Source organism: Terrimesophilobacter mesophilus, from assembly GCF_014200375.1.
Lineage (GTDB): Bacteria > Actinomycetota > Actinomycetes > Actinomycetales > Microbacteriaceae > Terrimesophilobacter > Terrimesophilobacter mesophilus.
In genome coordinates this window covers 63,260-82,208 of sequence record NZ_JACHBP010000001.1, presented here as the reverse complement: position 1 = coordinate 82,208, position 18,949 = coordinate 63,260, and the positions used below count along the sequence as shown (strand labels likewise).

Here is an 18,949-nt window from a genome sequence, read left to right as displayed (position 1 = left end):
CTATTCTATCCCGGCCATGCCGCCGCGATTTCCCGGCGCACCTCGCCGAGCAGCTTCGGAAGCGCCTTCGTCTCCGCGATGATCGGGAAGAAGTTGGAGTCGAGGGCCCAGCGGGGCACGATGTGCTGGTGCAGGTGCGCCGCGATCCCCGCGCCGGCGACCTGCCCCTGGTTCATTCCGAGGTTGAACCCGTCGCAGTTCGACACGGATCGGACCACTCTCATCGCTGTCTGCGTGAGGCTCGCGATCTCGCCGACCTCCTCGCTCGTCGCGTCGTCATACAGCGCAACATGGCGATACGGGCAGACGAGAAGGTGCCCTGAGTTGTAGGGGAACAGGTTCAGGAGGACGTATGCGTGTTCGCCGCGGGCGACGATGAGCGCCTTCTCGTCATCCATGCCCGGCGCCGCGCAGAACGGACAGTCGTGTTCGCCCGGTTGCGTCTGGTCCTGCACGTATACGAGACGGTGCGGGGTCCACAGGCGCTGGAAGGCATCCGGAACGGCCGCGAAATCCGCTGAATCCTCCATGGTCAGACCTGCGCGTGTTCGGCGATGGCGGTTCGGATGCGCTCGATCGCGTCCGCGACCGGGATGCCGTTCTCCTGGTGGCCGTCTCGGAACCGGAAGCTCACGGCGCCGGCTGCGCGGTCCTCCTCCCCCGCGATGAGCTGGAACGGGATCTTCTGCAGGGTGGCGTTGCGGATCTTCTTGGGCATCCGGTCGCTGGAGGTGTCGACCTCGGCGCGCACGCCGGCCGCCCTCAGCTGCTCGACGATACCGCTCACGTAGTCGTAGTACTCCTCGGCGACCGGAATGCCGATGGCCTGCACGGGCGAGAGCCACACCGGGAACGCCCCGGCATAGTGCTCGAGCAGAATGGCGAAGAACCGCTCGATCGATCCGAACAGCGCGCGGTGGATCATGATCGGGCGCTGGCGGGTGCCGTCGCGATCGGTGAACTCGAGGTCGAAGCGCTCCGGGAGGTTCGGGTCGACCTGGACGGTGGACAACTGCCATTCCCGGCCGATCGCATCCCGGGTCTTGAGGTCGATCTTCGGCCCGTAGAAGGCGGCCTCGCCCGGCACCTCGGTGAGCTTCAGCCCGCTGCGCAGGGCGACCTGGCGCAGGGCATCCGTAGAGCTCGCCCAGAACTCCTCGGAGCCGATCCACTTGTCCTTGTGCTCGTCCTTCATCGAGAGCTCGAGCGAGAACTCGGTGAGGCCGAAGTCGCGCAGCATGGAGACCACGAAGTCGAGGACTTTCGCGACCTCGTCCTGCAACTGATCCGGCGCGACGAAGAGGTGGGAGTCGTCCTGCGTGAAGCCGCGCACCCTCGTGAGGCCGTGCAGGGCCCCGGAGAGCTCATTGCGGTATACGGTGCCGTTCTCCGCCAGACGCATCGGCAGGTCGCGGTAGCTGCGCCCGCGCTCCTTGTAGATGAGGATGTGCATCGGGCAGTTCATGGGTTTGAGGTAGTAGTCGACGCCCTCCTTGGTGATGTTGCCATCGCCGTCCACCTCCTCGTCCATGCGGATCGGGGGGAACATGCCCTCTTTGTAGGTCACGAGGTGGTTCGACTGCAGGAACAGGTCCTGCTTCGCGATGTGCGGTGTGTACACGTAGGTGTAGCCGGCTTCGCGGTGGCGGCGCCTCGCGTGCTGCTCGATCTCCTCGCGCACAATGCCTCCGCGCGGATGCCACACCGAGAGACCGGAGCCGATCTCCTCAGGGAAGGAGAACAGGTCGAGCTCCTTGCCGAGCTTGCGATGGTCGCGCCGGGCGGCCTCCTCCTGGCGCACCTGGTACGCGCGCAATTCGTCTTTGGTCGGCCAGGCGGTCCCGTAGATGCGCTGGAGCTGCTTGTTCTTCTCCGAGCCGCGCCAGTAGGCGGCCGCGACGCGGGTGAGGGCGTATCCGTTGCCGATCAGACGGGTGTTCGGCAGGTGCGGGCCGCGGCAGAGGTCCTTCCACAGGGTCTCCCCCGTCTTCGCATCGACGTTGTCGTAGATCGTGAGGTCTGCGCCGCCGACTTCGACGGACTCGTCCTCTGCGGTCCCGCCCTTCAACCCGATGAGTTCGAGTTTGTAGGGTTCGGATGCAAGCTCGGCCCGCGCCTCCTCCTCGGTGACCACGCGCCGCTGGAACCGCTGGCCCTGCTTGACGATGCGGGCCATCTCCTTGTCGATGGCCTTGAGGTCCTCGGGGGTGAACGGGGTCTCGACGTCGAAGTCGTAGTAGAAGCCGTCGGTGATCGGCGGGCCGATGCCGAGCTTCGCCTCCGGATTGATCGCCTGCACGGCCTGCGCTGTGACGTGCGCGGCGGAGTGCCGCAGGATGTTCAGCCCATCCGGGGAGTCGATCGCCACGGGCTCGACGGTGTCGGCATCCGTGACCGTCGTCGCCAGGTCCCGCAGTTCGCCGTTGACGCGCATCGCGACGATGCTGCGGTCCTCATACAGGTCGAATCCGGTCTTCTGGCTGCTCATTCCATCAACTTTAGTTGGCGTCCGGCAGGTCAGAATTCAGCGCGTGTATCCCTCCGAGGGGAAGCCGCCGACAAAGGCGAGAATGCGCGACATGATGAACTGCCCGGAGTAGTTTTCGATGACCTCGAATTTGTCGGCGATGTCACCTTCGCGATTGACGCCTGCGCTCTCGAAGTCGGCCACGGTGAGCACGGGCATGGTGCCCTTGCCGTCGAGCACACCGACCGCCTGCGAGACCTGGGCCCTGCCGAGGTCGAGCGCTCTCGCCAGGGCGATCTCGGACCGGACACCGATGACCTCGAGATCATCGTTCAGCACTCCGTTGCTGTAGTACTTCTCGATGTGGATCGCGTTTCGCGAGTAGTTGAGGAAGCCGTAGCCCATCGCCGCATACGCGGCATTCGGCTTGCCCTCTCCGATGTAGTTCTGGATGAGCCCCAGCCGCTGCTTAGCGCTGTAGGACAGTGCGACGGCAAGGTCGGCATCCATGAGATAGCCGCGGAACACATCGTTGGAGAGCCCGTACCTCGTGGCCTGCTGTTGCACGAACCCGGCCTCGAAGGCTTCCCAGTTCGCGTCTGCCCCGCGACGGAAGAATGACCCGATGGCATCGAGATCGACGTTCTTCGCGATGGGCGCCCCGCCGTTGTCCCGGCCCACCTCGAAGATCGACTTCGTCGCGTCGACCTGGCCGCTCGCGAATTCGAACAGCAGAAGAGGAGTGAGTGCGGCATCCAGGAGCGCTTCAATGCTGGAGTATGCGCCGTCCTTCGCATTGGCGAGGACGGTGTCGAGCGCATCCGAGGCGTACCCGAGCAGGGAGAACGCGTCGAAGGCGTTTCCGTAGGCGGTCACCAGGTTCTCGACGTCGGTGAGCGTCTTCGGTGTGTAGGTCCCCAGTTGGTCGAGGAACGCGACGAACTTGTCCTCCACCGTCGCAGTGCCGGCGAGTTTGGCGGACAGCGCAGGAACCCCCTGGTGCAGCGCGAGCTGTGCAGTCATATAGGCATTGGTCGCGGCACGCAGAAGGAAGTTCGCTGAGAGCGCCTCGATGAATGCGCCGCCCTGGATGCCCTGCGACTGGAGGTTGCGGGCGCGATCGGCGTATTGCGCCGCATCCTGGAATACCGCAGCGCCGACATCCTGCACCTGAGTGGACAGGGCGCGGTAGTCGGCGACTGCCTGCGCGAAGCCGGCAAGTTCTGCATCTGCCGCACTCTTGAGCTTGGCGTACCCGGCCTCGCTCACCCGCGGGTCGGCGCTCCGTTCCGGAACAGGGAGGTCCTTCCCGGTCAGGTGCTTGTACGCCTCGTAGATGTCGGCCACCTCGACGACCTCGACGCCGCCCTCTTTGCCCATCGTCACGAGATCGACCGCCGTGCCTGACGGGTCGACAGCATTGCGCTGGCCCGCCGGGATCAGGATCTTCGTGAATTCTCCGGAGTCGATGACCCCCTGCAGCTTCTGCGGGATCCCGCCCACCGGCCCGATCGTGCCCGTCGGATTGATCGTTCCCGTCATCGATACACCCTTCAGGATGTCGTCGCCGAGGAAGAGCGACAGCACCGCAGCGGTCGTGAGGCCGCCCGCACTCGGCCCGTCCACCCGCCCGCTCAGTTCGAAGCGGTACTGGTTCGCGAGCGAAGCACCGGTGAGCACCGTCGCAACCATGACGGCGTTCCAGGATGCTGCGCGGATCATGTCCCCGAATCCGGAGACCTCGTCCTCGGAGATGTCGATCGAGAACTCGCCGTCATCCGACGGTCTCACGGAGATCCTCTGCTCGGAGTGCCCTCCGGTGTCCCCCTTGGCGTACAGCACCTGCACGGTGACCTCGGTCTTCTTCGGCGCGGTGTTGACGTCCTTCTTGACCGGCGGAACGACGGCGCACGCCGTCAAGGCCAGAGAGAAGCCGAGGACGACCGTGAGGAATCTCACGAGGGTCTTCGGGGCGGAACGGGTACCGGATGCGTGTGCGGTCACGAGTTTCCTTTGCGTCTGCGCGGCCGCGATCGGCGGCCGACGGATGGTTCGGGGATGTGGGAGTAATCGCTTGATAAGCAGTTATCGGTCGATAATGGCAGACATTTTCATCCGAGGCAAATGGCGGGTCGGATCAACGCCGCCGGGGGTGTACCGTCGAGTCCAATGGCTATTCCCGACCGTCAGGAATCTCGTCGCGAGCAGATGTTGCGCGCGGCGACGACGGCGTTCGCCCAGCGCGGATACTTCGGCACTTCCACCGCGAGGGTGGCGCAGGAGGCCGGAGTATCGCAACCGTACGTGATCCAGGTGTTCGGCACGAAGGAGGCTCTCTTCCTCGAGGTGCTCGACCGGGCCGGGGACATCATCGTCCGGCAGATGGAGAGCATCGGACTCGATACGTTCGACCTGAGTCGGTTCACCGATGCGTTCCGGCACACGGTCCTCGAGGAGTCGGTGATGTTCGTGCTCCAGCAGGGTTTCGCCGCGAGCGCGGTTCCCGCCGTCGGGGCGTATGTGCGTGGACTGTTGGCCCGGATGTACGGTGTGCTGGTCGACCACGCGAACGCGACGCCGGAAGAGGCGCGCGACTATCTCGCACGGGGTCTGCTCATCAACACCGTCCTCGCGATGGGCTATCGCGACAACACGGACGAATATCCATGGGTGCAGCCGCTCATCGAGGTGGTGCTGGGCGGCGAGGAGGGCTGACCCTCGCTGCGTTGCTCGTGGTGGGCGATACTGGGATCGAACCAGTGACCTCTTCCGTGTCAGGGAAGCGCGCTACCGCTGCGCCAATCGCCCAGGTTGTCATACCTGGAGGTGGAGACGGGATTTGAACCCGCGTGTACGGCTTTGCAGGCCGCTGCCTCGCCTCTCGGCCACTCCACCGCGTGCGGGCCGCACCAGCGAGGCTGACACTTCCCACTCGAGCGGATGACGAGATTCGAACTCGCGACCCCAACCTTGGCAAGGTTGTGCGCTACCACTGCGCCACATCCGCATCGCCCGCATTTCTACGTGCCTAGTGACTCTAGCCGATGCCCAGCATGCATGACAATTCTCGCGTGGCGTGTGACGAAACCTATGGCAGGATTGTCAGGTCGGCCTGGCTGACATGGGCGATTGGCGCAGTTGGTAGCGCGCTTCCTTCACACGGAAGAGGTCATCGGTTCGAGTCCGGTATCGCCCACAACACCCACACGACCGTGCAGACGGATGTGCGAGACACCCGCCGCCGTCAAACGCGTCGCGGAGCTGGGCCGAGCTGCCGGCGCAGCGGCAGCAGAATGACGGCAGCCACGAGCGCGGAATAGCCGATCGCTGCAACGCAGACGATCGCCTGCCGTCCGAGCAGAACCGGCTGGCCCGAATAGACGAAGCCGACATCCAGGGCGAAGATGCCCAGGAACAGCAGCCCGGTCACGCCGCCGATCAGGAGCGGTGTCGCCATCCGCCCCGCCGCCGAAGAGCCACGGAACACCGTCTCGGCAACTGCTCCGACGACGAGACCGAGCACGAGCGCGGATACCGTCTCGAGGTATGCGCACGCGGCGATCGCAGCGGCAACCCCGGCCAGGGTGCCCGCGGCGAGCCCCTGACGTGTGTTCCTGCCGCGCTTGACGCGCTCGATCCCGGCCGCCGCCAGGATCGCAACGGCGGGGGTCATGAGCATGTTGAGAGCGATCGCGGGTGTCAATTCGTCCACCCTGAGCTCCAGGCCGATGGCGCATCCGAGCGCGGCGAAGGCGAAGAGCATGGCGCCCCGCAGTGCGAGGGTGCCGTCGGCCTCAGCACGATGACCGGACAACCATGCGAGCGCGGTGAGGCCGGTACCCGTCCCGATCGCGATCGGAAGCGCACCGGCGAAATCCAGAGCCCCGATGTCGCGGTACAGCCAGGTCCCACTGCCGCCGAAGACGACGAGAACGAGGGGCAGGAAGATCAGGATGCTGAACTCCACCACCGCGAGAAGACGCGCGCGGGTCGATGGAAGGCTCTCGGCGAGGGCCGCGCTCACCGCGGCGCCCATCACGATCCCGGTGGCTCCGACGATGATGGCGAAGCCCGCGGGGAGGAGCCCGGTGACACCGCCGACGAGGCCGATGACGACCCACAGGGCCGTGAGGAGGGCGACATCCGGGCCGAGAATCCGCCACGACCCTCCCGAATACAGCAGCACTCCCGGCACACCGAGCAGGGTCACGGCAGCGCTCACGAGGATGAGGATCGGGTCGGCCACCCTCCATGATTACCACGAAGGCGACCGCACCGGTTCACTCGTCTCTGACCAGTTCCAGCACGTAGCCCTCCTCACCGTGGACGACGGTGTCGATGCCGGCGATCTCGTCGTCGCTCGCCACCCGGAAGCCGATCGTGCGGTTGATGAGCCAGCCGATAGCGAACGCGACCCCGAAGGAGTAGACGAGCACCCCGCCTGCCGCCATCAGCTGCATGACGAGTTGCATGACGTCCCCTCCGACCAGAAGCCCCGTGTGAGTGGCGAAGAGGCCGAGATATGCGGTGCCGATGAGCCCGCCGACCATGTGGATGCCGACGACGTCGAGTGAATCGTCGAATCCGAGCCTGTACTTCAGCTCCACCGCGAGAGCGCAGACGACGCCGGCCACGAGCCCGAGGAGGAGCCCCCACCCCGGTGTGAGGTTCGCGCACGACGGCGTGATGGCCACGAGTCCCGCCACAGCGCCGGAGCACGCGCCCACCGATGTCGGCTTGCCGCCCTTGATCTTCTCCACCACGAGCCAGCCCATGACCGCCGCGGCACTCGCGCCCAGCGTGTTGATCGCGATGAGGCCGGCGTTGTCCATCCCGCTCAGGTACTGGGCACCGACGTTGAACCCGAACCAGCCGAACCACAGGATGGCGGCGCCGAGGACGACAAGGGGCACGTTGTGCGGCTTGTTCGCTCCCCTGCCGAAATCGACTCGCTTGCCGAGGACGAGCGCGAGTGCGAGCGCCGCCGCCCCCGCGTTGATGTGGACGGCGGTTCCGCCCGCATAGTCGATCACGGAATAGTCGAGACCGAATGTCGAGCCGAGGTGCATGATCCACCCGCCGCCCCAGACCCACGCCGCGACCGGGAAGTACACGAAGGTCGCCCAGGCTCCGGCGAAGATGAGCCACGCACTGAACTTCGCCCTGTCGGCGATGGCGCCCGAGATGAGCGCAACGGTGATGATGGCGAACGTCGCGCCGAACAGGGCGCCGATGAGCGTCTCATTGTCGGCGGAGTCCAGCGCGAAATCGGACAACGGGTTGCCCGCGAAGGCCGAAGGAGACGCGACCGATGACATGTTGAAGCCGTACAGGATCCAGATGACCGCGATGAGGCCGATGGCCCCGAAACTCATCATCATCATGCTGACGACGCTCCTGGCCTTGACCAGACCGCCGTAGAAGAATGCGACGCCGGGCGTCATGAAGAGTACGAGCGCCGACGCGGTGACGGCCCACGAGAGTTCGCCAGTGTCCATGGGATGCATGCCCTTTCTGTGTGGTCGGGCCAGCATCCACCCACCGTGTTTCGTCGGAGCCGCCTGTCCCGTTTCGACGGTGTTACAAGATGCGGCCCCCCGTGAACGGCGTGTTTCGCGGCGCACGCCGACGCCCCGTAGGCTGGAGCGGATGCGCATCCTCAGGTCCGAACGGATTGCGGCGGTCCTGCTCGTCGCCGCCGCGGCACTCGGCCTTGCACTCGCCAACACGCCGGTCGGCCCCGGCGTCGCCGCCGTGGTCGGGGCTCCACTCCCCCTCCCGCTCATCGGGTTGTCGCTCACGACCGGCGGCTGGGTCAAGGACGGCCTGCTCGCCATCTTCTTCCTGCTCGCCGCCATCGAACTGCGCCAGGAGCTCACGCGCGGCGAGCTCGCCAGTGCGCGCAGAGCCCTCGTGCCGGTCGTCGCCGCGGTGGGCGGTGTCGTCGTTCCCGCGATCATCTTCCTGCTGATCGTGCGCGAGCCGGAACTGAGTTCCGGATGGCCGATTCCGACCGCAACGGATGTCGCGTTCGCGCTCGGAGTGCTCGCCATCGTCGGTCGCGGACTGCCTGGCCGCATCCGGGCGCTGCTGCTCGCGCTCGCCGTCATCGACGACCTCATCGCGATCGTCATCATCGGCGTGTTCTTCACGACCGGGCTCCAGCCGCTTCCCCTGATCCTGGCCGCGCCGGTCATCCTCCTGTTCGGCTGGCTGAGCTACCGGAGGTCGAGGGGATACCTTCCGGCTCTCATCGTGCTCGGCCTCGCCGCCTGGGTCCTCGTCGCCCTCAGCGGCATCCATCCCACGATCGCCGGTGTCGCACTCGGACTGGTCCTCGCGCCACGAGCCGCCGCCAGGACTCGACGCGCGCTCGAACCGGTCGTCAACCTCGCCGTCCTGCCGATCTTCGCGTTCGTGGCCGCGCTCGTGGTCATCCCGGGGGTCGGGCTCCGCGACCTGAGCCCGGTGTTCTGGGCGATTCTCATCGCACTCCCCCTCGGGAAACTGGTCGGCATCACGGCGGGCGGCGTGATCGCATCGGCGCTCGCAGCACACCGCAGCGACCGCGTACCCTTCGGAGACCTTCTCGTCGTCGCCGGCCTCGGGGGCATCGGCTTCACGGTTTCTCTTCTCATGAACGAACTCGCGTTCGGCCACCTGCCCGTCGTTGCCGTCGAGGGCACTCTCGCGGTCCTCGTCGCCTCGACGATCGCCGCGGTGATCGGAGCGGCCATCGCCTGGTCACGCGCAGCGCACTACCGGCGCGGTCGGGTCAGTCCTGCTCCTGAGAGGTGAGCGACATGAGCCGCGAGGCGGCCCGCAGATACTTCTTGCGGAACCCGCCGGCGAGCATGTCGTCGGGGAAGACCTGATCGAGTGGGATGCCCGTCGCGATGACACGCACACGCGCGTCGTAGAGTCGGTCCACGAACGCGACGAAGCGGAGGGCATCCGTCTGACTGTGGAGGACCGTGACGTTCCTGAACCCGACGCCGGCGAGACCCTCCACGAACTTCGTGTAACGCGAGGGATGCACCGTCGACAGGTGGTGGACCACGCTCTCGAAGTCGTCGATCGTCACCGGGCCCGCGATCTCCTCCATGGCGTTCGCGAACTCGACGTCGGACACGCTCACGGCATGGCCGTCGAGTGCGCGCCGGCGATAATCGAGCCCGTCGATGCGGATGATGGTGAACCGCGCGGCGAGCGAGTCGATCTCGCGGAGGAAGTCGACAGCGGCGAATCGGCCGTCGCCGAGCGCGTTGGGAGGAGTGTTGGAGGTCGCGGCCAAGCGCGTACCGGAGTTCGCGAGATCGCCCAGCAGCCGGGCCATGAGGCGAGTGTCTCCCGGGTCGTCGAGTTCGAACTCGTCGATGCACAGGAGCGTCGCGCCCCGCAGGAGATCGACCGTTGCCGAATAGCCGAGGGCGCCGACGAGCGCCGTGTACTCGATGAACGTCCCGAAGTACTTGCGACCGGGAGCGCTGTGCCAGAGCGCGGCGAGCAGGTGGGTCTTCCCGACGCCGAATCCGCCGTCGAAGTAGATCCCGGGGAGTTCCTCGTTCCTCCTCCGGCGACCGAACAACGACGATCGGGACGGCGTCCATACCGACGCGAACCGCCGGACGGCATCCAGAGCCGCCTGCTGGGACGGGTAATCGGGATCGGGGCGGTAGGAGTCGAACGTCGCGTTGCGGAACTGCCGCGGCGGAACCAGGTGGTCGACGATCTCCGTTCCGGACAACGTCGGGCGACGAGAAGTCAGACTGGCGGCATCCGTCGAGGGTGATGTCGGCACGTCGATCTTCCTTGGTAGTGGCTGCGTACCGATGTCGCCGGATGGCGAGAGTGCGTACATTGGTAACGGCGGGAACAGTCAAGCCTAACGCTGACAGACCGCATCCCCGCATTCGCGCACGTTCGCGAACCGGGCCCACTCATGGAGGTTGTGCATGACCATCGACGTCGATCCAGCAGAGCAGTTCGCGGACTATGCGCACCCTGAGCGGCTCGTGTCCACCGGATGGCTCCAGGCGAACCTCGACCGGCCGGGGCTCGTCGTCGTGGAGTCGAACGAGGATGTGCTGCTGTACGACACGGGTCACATCCCCGGCGCGGTCAAGGTCGACTGGCACACGGAGCTCAACGACCCGATCGAGCGTGATTTCCTCCACGGCGAGGCGTTCGCCCGGCTTGCCGGATCGAAGGGGATATCGCGCGACTCGACGGTCGTCTTCTACGGGGACAAGAACAATTGGTGGGCTGCATACGCCCTGTGGGTGTTCACGCTGTTCGGCCACCCGGATGTCCGGCTGCTGGACGGCGGGCGCGCCAAGTGGATCGCCGAGGGTCGCGAGACCACCACGACCGTACCCACCCCGCGTGCGGTCGAGTACCCCGTGATCGAGCGCGACGACTCCGAGAATCGCGCCTATCGCGATGACGTCCTCGCACACTTCGGAAAGCCGCTCATCGACGTTCGCTCTCCCGAGGAGTACAGCGGCGAGCGCACGGAGATTCCCGGCTATCCCACGGAGGGCGCTCTGCGATCCGGGCATATTCCGTCTGCGGCATCCGTTCCCTGGGCGCGTGCCGCCGCGGACGACGCGACGTTCAAACGCCGCTCGGACCTCGAATCGATCTACCTGGATGACGCCGGCCTCACCCGGGGATCCGAGGTCATCGCATACTGCCGGATCGGCGAGCGCTCGAGCCACACCTGGTTCGTCCTGAAGTACCTTCTCGGATTCGAGAACGTGCGCAACTACGACGGCTCCTGGACCGAGTGGGGAAGCTCTGTACGCGTCCCGATCGCCACGGGTCCGGAGCCCGGAGTCGTCCCGCATGTCTGACTCGATCCTCCCGGATGCCCTCGGGGACATTCGCGACGAGTTCCTGGAACTCGAGGTCCGCGACCGGTTGACGCTGCTTCTCGAGTTCGCGAACGAGCTGCCTGAACTCCCGGAGCGGTACCGCGATCATCCTGACCTCTTCGAGCGCGTGGTCGAGTGCCAGTCACCCGTGTTCATCTTCGTCGAGGTCGACGGCGACGACATCGTGCACCTCTATGCGACGGCCCCCGCGGAATCGCCGACGACGCGGGGATTCGCGTCGATCCTCGTCCAGGGGCTCGCAGGGCTGACCTCGCAGGAGGTTCTGGACGTTCCGGACGACTATCCTCAGACGCTCGGCCTCAACGAGGCCGTCAGTCCCCTGCGGATTCGCGGGATGAGCGCGCTTCTCGGCCGCACCAAGGGGCAGGTCCGCGCGAAGCGGGCGTCGTGACCCTCACGCGGCTGATCCCCGCTCCGCCCGCGGGGTTCGACCTGGACGACGCCGACGACGACACGCTCGAGTCGCTGTACACGCCTCCACAGGCTCGCTGGCTGAGGCTCAACCTCGTCGCGAGCGTCAACGGAAACGCCGCAGGATCCGACGGCACCTCCAACGGCCTCTCGAACCGGACCGACCGCCGGATCCTCGGCGCCATCCGTCGGCTCTCCGACGTGGTCCTGGTCGGCGCGAGCAGTGTCCGCCGGGAGGGCTATTTCCTGCCGAAGTCCGCGCCGCTCGCCATCGTGACCGGTACCGGCGACTTTCGTGGCCATCGCATTCCCGCCGACGTCGGCCCCGGCCGCATCATCGTCCTCTGCCCCGCCAGCGCCGAGGATATGGTTCGGTCCTCGCTGGGGGACCGACCCGTGGCCATCGTGCAGCTGCCTGGCCCGCGACTGCAGGCCTCGGCGATCGTCGACGCGCTGCGGAGACTCGGCCATGAACGCATTGTGTGCGAGGGTGGGCCGATGCTCGCATCACAGCTCGTCGATGCCGACGTCGTCGATGAGCTGTGCCTCTCGACCAGCCCCATCGTGAACGGCGTCGACGTGCCGGTCTTGCCCGGTCTCGACGGTTCACGACCGCTTCGCCTCAACCAGCTCCTCGTGGACTCCGAGAGCGTCCTGTACGCTCGCTGGGCCGTGAGGAGCGCGCCGTGACGGATGCGGCATCCAGCCCGCGAAGCCAGGACCGGATCACAGCGGTCCAGCGGTCCGGGTCGTAGTTCCAGAGCTTGGTATGCCGCGCGGTATCGAAGACCTCGAGCGTCACGATGTCGGGGCGGGCCTCGGCAAGCGCACGGGATGCCGACGATGGGACATAACCGTCGTCGTCGCTGTGGAGGATCAGGATCGGTATCGACAGCTCCTCCGCCCGCCCGACGAAGTCGAGCCGCCCCAGGTCGATCGGGTCCTCGAGCCCTGTGAAGGGTGCACCCCAGTCCCCACTGATCATCGAGTAGACGATCGACCGGATGGGGCGGATGATCCCCTTCGCGCGCCCCTGGTAGTCGAGAGCGTCGACCCAGTCGATGACGGGCGAATCCAGGACCAGGCCCTTCACGAGCCCGGCCAGCGGCGAACGGCTCACGGCTTGGAGCGCCGCCGCGCCGCCCATCGACCATCCCATGAGGACGACGGAGGTCGCACCGTGGTCCTTCGCGAATTCGAGTGCCGCGTCGATGTCCCTCCACTCCGTGTCGCCGAGCGAATAGCGCCCGTCCGGGCTCGTCGGCGCCTCGAAATCGTTGCGGTATGAGACCAGGAGCGACGTATAGCCCTCGTCGCGGAACACCGGGATGGCACGGATGGTCTCCGCGCGCATGACCGCGCGACCGTGCACCTGGATGACCCACGGATCTGCACTCGAATCCGCATTGGGTGCCTCGGGGCGGACGAGCCAGGCCGGTGCCGGGCCGAGCTCCGTGTCGACGACGACATCGTCGAACTCGACGCCGAGGTCGCTCGGATACAGGTAGAACCAGCCGTTGAACCGGCCTTTCGTCGCGGACTCGATGTCGCCGAAATCGACGCGGAGAAGAACCCTCGTGACCGAATGCGCCGTCGCGGACCTGATCCGCCCGATCCTCGCGTGCCCCGTCGCATCCGAGAACCAGAAGCTGAACCGGCCATCGACCATGGCGTCCGGCGATCGGGAGAACGTGATGGTGCCGGCAGCACTGTCCACATCGAGGATGTCCGTGTCCTGCTCGCGCGATGTCGGCGGAATGAGGATGGCCCGCACCATGGCGATCGACACCACCGCCGCCGCGACCCCGGCAACGGCGACGGCACCGGCGAGGACGCCGAGACCGATCAGGATGCGCGGCCGCGTGTTGCGGCGTCCGACTGCCGCGCGGACGGCGTGCCTCCCCGAAAGTCCCACTCTGGAACTTTAGTCTTCACTCGTGCGAGCGAATTCGACCGGACCCGAGGTGCCCGCGGCGTTTTCCGCTGCCGTCGAGTCCGTGCACCTCGCCGGGCTGCGTGAAGAGCTCCAGGTCACGGGGATCGCCGCGCCGGTCAATCTCGCCCCCTTCTCCATCGCTCTGGCCGCCGACGTGACACCTGCCCGCCACCACGAGGACTCCGACCTGGCGACCGGGAGATTCGTGCTGCTGCATGACCCGAGCGCTCCCGACGCGTGGGGCGGGCAGTTCCGCATCGTCTGCTACGCGCAGGCTCCCCTCGAGACGGACATCGGAATCGACCCCTTCCTCGCCGAGGTCGCCTGGTCATGGCTCATCGATGCGCTGGACTCGCGCGGGGCCTCCTACACGGCGCCATCCGGCACGGCCACGAAGATCCTGTCCACCGGATTCGGCGGCCTCGCCGACCAGGGAGACGGCGCCCAGATCGAGCTGCGGGCGAGCTGGACCCCCTCTGACGAGTCGATGGCCAGGCACGTCGAGGCGTGGGGTGACCTCATCTGCATGCTCGCCGGACTTCCGCCGACTCCAGACGGTGTCGCTCTGCTGGCTGCGAGGCGCGCGACCACGTGACGTCAGAGCAAGCTCCCCACGATCCCGTCGCCGTCATCGATTCCCGCCGTGGATTCCTCACCGCGGTGGAGATCATTTCGGCCGGCAGCGGACCCCTCGCCATCGACGCCGAGCGGGCATCCGGATACCGGTATTCACAGCGCGCATATCTCATCCAGGTGTTCCGTCGCGGCGCGGGGAGCTTCCTGTTCGACCCGCCGGCGATCGGTGAATTCTCCGAACTCCAGGAGGCCGTCGGTTCCGTCGAGTGGATCCTTCACGCTGCGAGCCAGGACCTGGCCTGCCTGCGCGAGGTCGGACTGGATCCTGAGACGATCTTCGACACCGAACTCGGCGCGCGCCTCGCCGGCATTCCCCGCGTCGGGCTCGGCTCCGTCGTCGAGGAACTGCTCGGGATCCACCTCGCGAAAGAGCACTCCGCCGCCGACTGGTCCACCAGGCCGCTGCCCCAGGCCTGGCTCGTCTACGCCGCGCTCGACGTCGAACTGCTCGTCGACCTGCGGGATGCGCTCGCTGAGCTTCTCGAGAGGAACGGCAAGTCCGAGATCGCCCGCCAGGAGTTCGCGGCGACTCTCGCGAAGGAGCCGAAGCCCGCGAACCCCGACGCATGGCGACGGCTCTCCGGGCTGCACTCGCTTCGGCAGCCGAGGAGCCTCGCCGTGGCCAGAGCGTTGTGGACGGCACGGGATGAGTACGCCCGCGAGATCGACACCGCGCCCGGGCGATTGCTCCCCGACCTTTCGATCACCGCCGCGGCGAAGAACCTCCCCGCGACGAAGAGCGACCTCGCGGCGCTCCGAGAGTTCAACGGCAGGGCCAGTCGCAGCCAGCTTCCGCGCTGGTGGGCCGCGATCGAGCGCGGGATGGCCGTCGAGGACCTGCCCCGCCTGAAGGTGCCGAGCGATGCCATCCCGCCCGTTCGCGCGTGGCCCGACCGCCGCCCGGAGGCCGATCGCCGGATCAAGGCTGCACGCACGGCCTTCGCCGCGCTGTCCGAGGAGCTGTCCATTCCGGTCGAGAACCTGCTGACCCCCGAGTTGCTCCGGCAGGTCGCATGGGAGCCTCCGGAACCGGTGACGGTCGACGATGTCCGCACCATGCTCGCGGCAGGAGGCGCCCGTCCGTGGCAGTGCGACGCAACAGCCCAGGTGATAGTGGACGCCTTTGTCGAGGCGAGCCAACCCGAGACCGAACCCGATACCGCGGACTCGTAGGAAGAATCAAAGAATTCTCGGCGCCTTCGACGCGAGCCTAGGATCGAAGTGCCACCATCATGGTGCCGTCGAGAGTTCAGGGAGTCGTCATGGCCGAAAGATCCGATGTCGTGTTCGTGGACGGGGTTCGCACTCCGTTCGGCCGGGCGGGCGAGAAGGGCATGTACTGGCAGACGAGGGCTGACGACCTCGTCACGAAGGCGCTCATCGGGCTCCTCGAACGCAATCCCGGCATCCCCCTCGACCGGTACGACGATGTGGCGATCGCCGCGACGACCCAGCAGGGCGACCAGGGGCTGACCCTCGGCCGCACCGTGGGGCTTCTCGCCGGCCTGCCGAAATCAGTTCCCGGATATGCGATCGATCGGATGTGCGCGGGCGCGATGACGTCGGTCACGACGCTCGCCGGTGCGATCGGATTCGGCATGTACGATGTGGCGATCGCGGGCGGCGTCGAGCACATGGGGCACCACCCGATGGGGTCCGGAGCAGACCCGAACCCGCGGTTCGTCGCGGAGAAGCTCGTCGGCGCCGATGCCCTGAGCATGGGAGCGACGGCCGAGCGCATCCACGATCGCTTTCCGCAGCTCACCAGGGAGCGCTCGGATCGCTTCGCCATGAACAGCCAGCACAAACTCGCCCGCGCTTACGAAGAGGGCAACATCCAGCCGGACCTGATCCCGGTCGCCATCCGCAGCGAGGCCGGCTGGGGCCTTGCGGAGCGGGATGAGGCGCCGCGCCCGGAGACCACGATGGAGGGCCTCGCAGGGCTCAGGACGCCCTTCCGGCCCCACGGACGGATCACCGCCGGGAACTCATCCGGCCTGAACGACGGCGCCACCGTGAGCATCATCGCGAGCGCTGATGCCGCGCGGGAGTTCGGCGTGGCGCCGAAGATGCGCATGGTGAGCTTCGCCTTCGCCGGCGTCGACCCCGAGATCATGGGGATCGGGCCGATCCCCTCCACCGAGAAGGCTCTTCGCAAGGCCGGGCTGTCGATCGACGACATCGGGCTCTTCGAGCTCAATGAGGCCTTCGCGGTCCAGGTGCTCTCCTTCCTCGACCACTTCGCGATCGCGGATGACGACCCGCGCGTGAACAAGTGGGGCGGCGCGATCGCGATCGGTCATCCGCTCGCCTCGAGCGGCGTGCGGCTCATGATCCAGCTCGCGGCCCAGTTCGCGCAGCACCCTGAGGTCCGCTACGGCCTCACGGCCATGTGCGTCGGGCTCGGGCAGGGCGGATCCGTCATCTGGGAGAACCCGCACCACGACGGAAGCGGGCGTTGAGCATGGAGAAGAAGATGGCACAGTTCGACGCACTCCTGGCACTGTCAGCGGATGAGGTCGTCACCCACTCCTTCGTCCGTGACATCGCGATCTCCGACGGCAGGACCCTCGCGCTCGTGACCCTCGACAACGGACGCGACCACACGCGTCCGAACACGCTCGGACCGCTGACACTCAAGGAATACGCCGAGACCATGGCCACCCTCAGGGATCGTGCCGCGAAGGGCGAGATCCACGGCGTCGCGGTGACCGGCAAGCCGTACATCCTGGCAGCGGGCGCCGACCTCACGAACGCGAGCGACATCCCGAGCCGCGCGATCGCGAAACAGCTCGCCCAGCAGGGCCACGCCTCTCTTGGCGCTCTGCACGGCCTCGGTGTCCCCTCGTTCGTGTTCATCAACGGGCTCGCTCTCGGCGGAGGGGTGGAGATCGCCCTCAACGCCGACTACCGGACCGTCGACAGCTCGATCCCTGCACTCGCGCTCCCCGAGGTCTTCCTCGGGATCATCCCCGGTTGGGGCGGCGCCTGGTTGCTCCCGAACCTCATCGGGATCGAGAACGCGCTCAAGGTCATCATCGAGAACCCGCTCAAGAACAACCGCACGCTCAAGGCGCAGGATGTGCTGGACCTCGGCATCGCCGATGTCATGTTCAGTCCGGCCAACTTCCTCGAGGACTCGATCCGCTGGGCGGACGCGGTCATCTCGGGCCGCACGAAGGTCAAGCGCAAGAACGAGCCCGGCAAGATCGAACGCGCGGTCAAGTGGGATGTCGCGATCTCGTTGGCGAGAAAGATGCTCGAGAGCCGCATCGGCACCGTGGCGAAATCACCGTACGCAGCGCTCGACCTGCTCAAGGCGGCCAAGAACTCCGACCGCGCGACGGGATTCGCCGCAGAGGACGACACCCTCGCCAACCTCATCACGGGCGACCAGTTCCGCGCCAGCATCTATTCGTTCAATCTCGTGCAGAAGCGCGCGAAGAAGCCCGCAGGGGCTCCGGACAGGGCTCTGGCGAAGCCGGTCACCAAGGTGGGCGTCATCGGCGCGGGGCTCATGGCGAGCCAGTTCGCGCTCCTCTTCGTGCGACGCCTCAAGGTTCCCGTGGTCATCACGGACCTCGACCGGGCGCGCGTCGACAAGGGGCTCGACTATATCCGCACCGAGATCGCGACGCTCTTGGAGAAGAAGCGCATCTCCCCTGATGAGGCGAACCGACTGAATGCCCTCGTCACCGGGACGACCGACAAGGCCGACTTCGCGGACTGCGACTGGGTCATCGAGGCCGTCTTCGAAGAGCTCGGGGTCAAACAGGATGTCTTCGCCGACGTCGAGAAGCACATCTCGGAGTCGGCGGTGCTCGCCACGAACACGTCGTCGCTCAGCGTCGAACAGATCGGGGCGAAACTGAAGCACCCCGAACGGCTGGTCGGCTTCCACTTCTTCAATCCCGTCGCGGTCATGCCGCTCATCGAGGTGGTGAAGACTCCCCAGACCGACGACGCGACCCTCAGCACCGCGATGGTCACGGCCGCGGCGCTCTACAAGAACGCGGTCATCACGGCCGACACACCCGGCTTCGTCGTCAACCGCATCCTCGCGAAGCTGCTCGGTGAGGCCATGCACGCGGTGGACACCGGCACGCCGTTCGAGGTCGTCAACGAGTCCATTAGGCCGTTCGGCCTGCCCATGACCCCGTTCGAGCTCCTCGAACTCGTCGGGCTCACGGTCGGCGCCCACGTGCTCGACACGCACCACGCGGCGTTCCCGGACCGGTTCTTCGAGAGTGAGAACCTGCACAGACTGGCCGAACACGGGAAGATCTTCGACCGTGACGGCAAGGGCAGGATCACCGGATTCGACAAGAAGGCGATCGCGATCGTCTCCGGAGGTACCAGCCCCATGTCCGGCGAGGAGATCCTCCGTCGCGTCGAGGACGGCCTGGCGGACGAGATCCACCGGATGCTTCAGGAAGGCGTCGTCTCAGCACCGGAGGACATCGACCTGTGCCTTCTCCTCGGAGCGGGATGGCCGTTCCAGATGGGCGGTGCCACGCCGTACCTGGATCGGGTCGGCGCCTCCGAGCGGGTTTTCGGCGACACCTTCCACCACCCGCCGATTCGCGGAGTCGAATAGCCCCC

At 66.6% G+C, this 18,949-nt stretch carries 16 protein-coding genes and 4 tRNA genes; 10 read left to right on the top strand and 10 right to left on the bottom strand.

Annotated features, from left to right (window positions below; all coding sequences use genetic code 11):
* Window positions 1-5: 5 nt before the first annotated feature.
* From BKA04_RS00385 to BKA04_RS00375, 3 genes are read right to left on the bottom strand one after another with little or no spacing between them, the layout of a single operon-like run.
* Window positions 6-530, bottom strand: a complete 525-nt coding sequence (locus tag BKA04_RS00385) for an HIT family protein (RefSeq protein ID WP_104094638.1) — start codon at window positions 528-530, stop codon at window positions 6-8.
* Between the two features lie 2 nt (window positions 531-532).
* Window positions 533-2,488, bottom strand: coding sequence for a threonine--tRNA ligase (gene thrS / locus BKA04_RS00380; RefSeq protein WP_104094637.1), 1,956 nt, complete (start codon window positions 2,486-2,488; stop codon window positions 533-535).
* Window positions 2,489-2,524: 36 nt separating this feature from the next.
* A complete protein-coding gene (locus BKA04_RS00375) occupies window positions 2,525-4,471 on the bottom strand; it encodes a S16 family serine protease (RefSeq protein ID WP_104094636.1) in 1,947 nt (648 codons plus the stop codon).
* A gap of 165 nt (window positions 4,472-4,636) precedes the next feature.
* Between BKA04_RS00375 and BKA04_RS00370 the strand changes: the two genes are divergently transcribed.
* Window positions 4,637-5,182 carry a TetR/AcrR family transcriptional regulator gene (locus BKA04_RS00370; RefSeq protein ID WP_167309622.1) on the top strand — a complete coding sequence of 182 codons (546 nt, stop codon included), beginning with the start codon at window positions 4,637-4,639 and terminating at the stop codon, window positions 5,180-5,182.
* 18 nt (window positions 5,183-5,200) lie between these two features.
* On the opposite strand, the gene BKA04_RS00365 is transcribed toward BKA04_RS00370, so the two are convergent.
* The 3 genes from BKA04_RS00365 to BKA04_RS00355 form a co-directional block, all read right to left on the bottom strand.
* Window positions 5,201-5,275, bottom strand: a tRNA-Val gene (locus BKA04_RS00365).
* A 13-nt stretch (window positions 5,276-5,288) separates the two neighbouring features.
* Window positions 5,289-5,362, bottom strand: a tRNA-Cys gene (locus BKA04_RS00360).
* Between the two features lie 40 nt (window positions 5,363-5,402).
* A tRNA-Gly gene (locus tag BKA04_RS00355) sits at window positions 5,403-5,474 on the bottom strand.
* Between the two features lie 116 nt (window positions 5,475-5,590).
* Here BKA04_RS00355 and BKA04_RS00350 point away from each other — a divergent pair.
* Window positions 5,591-5,663: transfer RNA gene (locus BKA04_RS00350), tRNA-Val, on the top strand.
* A gap of 48 nt (window positions 5,664-5,711) precedes the next feature.
* Here the strand turns inward: BKA04_RS00350 and BKA04_RS00345 are convergent.
* Window positions 5,712-6,713 (bottom strand): ammonium transporter, encoded by a 1,002-nt coding sequence (locus BKA04_RS00345; RefSeq protein WP_104094634.1) that lies wholly within the window; start codon window positions 6,711-6,713, stop codon window positions 5,712-5,714.
* 34 nt (window positions 6,714-6,747) lie between these two features.
* Window positions 6,748-7,965, bottom strand: a complete 1,218-nt coding sequence (locus BKA04_RS00340; RefSeq protein WP_104094633.1) for an ammonium transporter — start codon at window positions 7,963-7,965, stop codon at window positions 6,748-6,750.
* Between the two features lie 151 nt (window positions 7,966-8,116).
* Here BKA04_RS00340 and BKA04_RS00335 point away from each other — a divergent pair, with 151 nt between their 5' ends.
* Window positions 8,117-9,265, top strand: coding sequence for a Na+/H+ antiporter NhaA (locus BKA04_RS00335; RefSeq protein WP_104094632.1), 1,149 nt, complete (start codon window positions 8,117-8,119; stop codon window positions 9,263-9,265).
* On the opposite strand, the gene zapE is transcribed toward BKA04_RS00335, so the two are convergent.
* Complete coding sequence (zapE, locus tag BKA04_RS00330; protein ID WP_232841909.1) at window positions 9,243-10,268, bottom strand: cell division protein ZapE; 1,026 nt, start codon at window positions 10,266-10,268, stop codon at window positions 9,243-9,245. The genes BKA04_RS00335 and zapE overlap by 23 nt on opposite strands.
* A gap of 154 nt (window positions 10,269-10,422) precedes the next feature.
* Here zapE and BKA04_RS00325 point away from each other — a divergent pair, with 154 nt between their 5' ends.
* Genes BKA04_RS00325 through BKA04_RS00315 form a run of 3 tightly spaced genes read left to right on the top strand, consistent with a single transcriptional unit; the run spans window position 10,423 to window position 12,465 of the window.
* Window positions 10,423-11,322 carry a sulfurtransferase gene (locus BKA04_RS00325; RefSeq protein ID WP_104094630.1) on the top strand — a complete coding sequence of 300 codons (900 nt, stop codon included), beginning with the start codon at window positions 10,423-10,425 and terminating at the stop codon, window positions 11,320-11,322.
* Entirely contained in the window at window positions 11,315-11,755 is a 441-nt protein-coding gene (locus BKA04_RS00320) for a SufE family protein (protein WP_104094629.1), read from the top strand. Before BKA04_RS00325 ends, BKA04_RS00320 begins: the two co-directional genes overlap by 8 nt.
* Window positions 11,752-12,465 carry a dihydrofolate reductase family protein gene (locus BKA04_RS00315; protein ID WP_104094628.1) on the top strand — a complete coding sequence of 238 codons (714 nt, stop codon included), beginning with the start codon at window positions 11,752-11,754 and terminating at the stop codon, window positions 12,463-12,465. The genes BKA04_RS00320 and BKA04_RS00315 overlap by 4 nt, the downstream gene beginning before the upstream one ends.
* On the opposite strand, the gene BKA04_RS00310 is transcribed toward BKA04_RS00315, so the two are convergent.
* Window positions 12,398-13,690, bottom strand: a complete 1,293-nt coding sequence (locus BKA04_RS00310; RefSeq protein ID WP_232841908.1) for an alpha/beta hydrolase family protein — start codon at window positions 13,688-13,690, stop codon at window positions 12,398-12,400. The two genes, BKA04_RS00315 and BKA04_RS00310, sit on opposite strands and share 68 nt — an antisense overlap.
* Window positions 13,691-13,712: 22 nt before the next feature.
* On the opposite strand from BKA04_RS00310, the gene BKA04_RS00305 reads away from it, so the two are divergent.
* The 4 genes from BKA04_RS00305 to BKA04_RS00290 all read left to right on the top strand — a co-directional run bounded on the left by BKA04_RS00305 (window position 13,713) and on the right by BKA04_RS00290 (window position 18,944).
* A complete protein-coding gene (locus BKA04_RS00305; RefSeq protein WP_104094627.1) occupies window positions 13,713-14,306 on the top strand; it encodes a DUF3000 domain-containing protein in 594 nt (197 codons plus the stop codon).
* Window positions 14,303-15,520 (top strand): HRDC domain-containing protein, encoded by a 1,218-nt coding sequence (locus BKA04_RS00300; protein WP_104094626.1) that lies wholly within the window; start codon window positions 14,303-14,305, stop codon window positions 15,518-15,520. Before BKA04_RS00305 ends, BKA04_RS00300 begins: the two co-directional genes overlap by 4 nt.
* A gap of 89 nt (window positions 15,521-15,609) precedes the next feature.
* Window positions 15,610-16,809, top strand: a complete 1,200-nt coding sequence (locus BKA04_RS00295; protein WP_104096537.1) for a thiolase family protein — start codon at window positions 15,610-15,612, stop codon at window positions 16,807-16,809.
* A gap of 2 nt (window positions 16,810-16,811) precedes the next feature.
* Window positions 16,812-18,944, top strand: a complete 2,133-nt coding sequence (locus BKA04_RS00290) for a 3-hydroxyacyl-CoA dehydrogenase NAD-binding domain-containing protein (RefSeq protein ID WP_104094625.1) — start codon at window positions 16,812-16,814, stop codon at window positions 18,942-18,944.
* The last annotated feature ends 5 nt before the right edge of the window (window positions 18,945-18,949 follow it).

Bases quoted from the DNA above. Each gene is read 5' to 3' on its own strand.
- BKA04_RS00370 (WP_167309622.1), top strand. From the start codon at position 4,637: ATGGCTATTCCCGACCGTCAGGAATCTCGTCGCGAGCAGATGTTGCGC.
- BKA04_RS00295 (WP_104096537.1), top strand. From the start codon at position 15,610: ATGGCCGAAAGATCCGATGTCGTGTTCGTGGACGGGGTTCGCACTCCG.
- BKA04_RS00320 (WP_104094629.1), top strand. From the start codon at position 11,315: ATGTCTGACTCGATCCTCCCGGATGCCCTCGGGGACATTCGCGACGAG.
- BKA04_RS00385 (WP_104094638.1), bottom strand. From the start codon at position 530: ATGGAGGATTCAGCGGATTTCGCGGCCGTTCCGGATGCCTTCCAGCGC.
- BKA04_RS00325 (WP_104094630.1), top strand. From the start codon at position 10,423: ATGACCATCGACGTCGATCCAGCAGAGCAGTTCGCGGACTATGCGCAC.
- BKA04_RS00340 (WP_104094633.1), bottom strand. From the start codon at position 7,965: ATGGACACTGGCGAACTCTCGTGGGCCGTCACCGCGTCGGCGCTCGTA.
- BKA04_RS00335 (WP_104094632.1), top strand. From the start codon at position 8,117: ATGCGCATCCTCAGGTCCGAACGGATTGCGGCGGTCCTGCTCGTCGCC.
- thrS (WP_104094637.1), bottom strand. From the start codon at position 2,488: ATGAGCAGCCAGAAGACCGGATTCGACCTGTATGAGGACCGCAGCATC.
- BKA04_RS00290 (WP_104094625.1), top strand. From the start codon at position 16,812: ATGGAGAAGAAGATGGCACAGTTCGACGCACTCCTGGCACTGTCAGCG.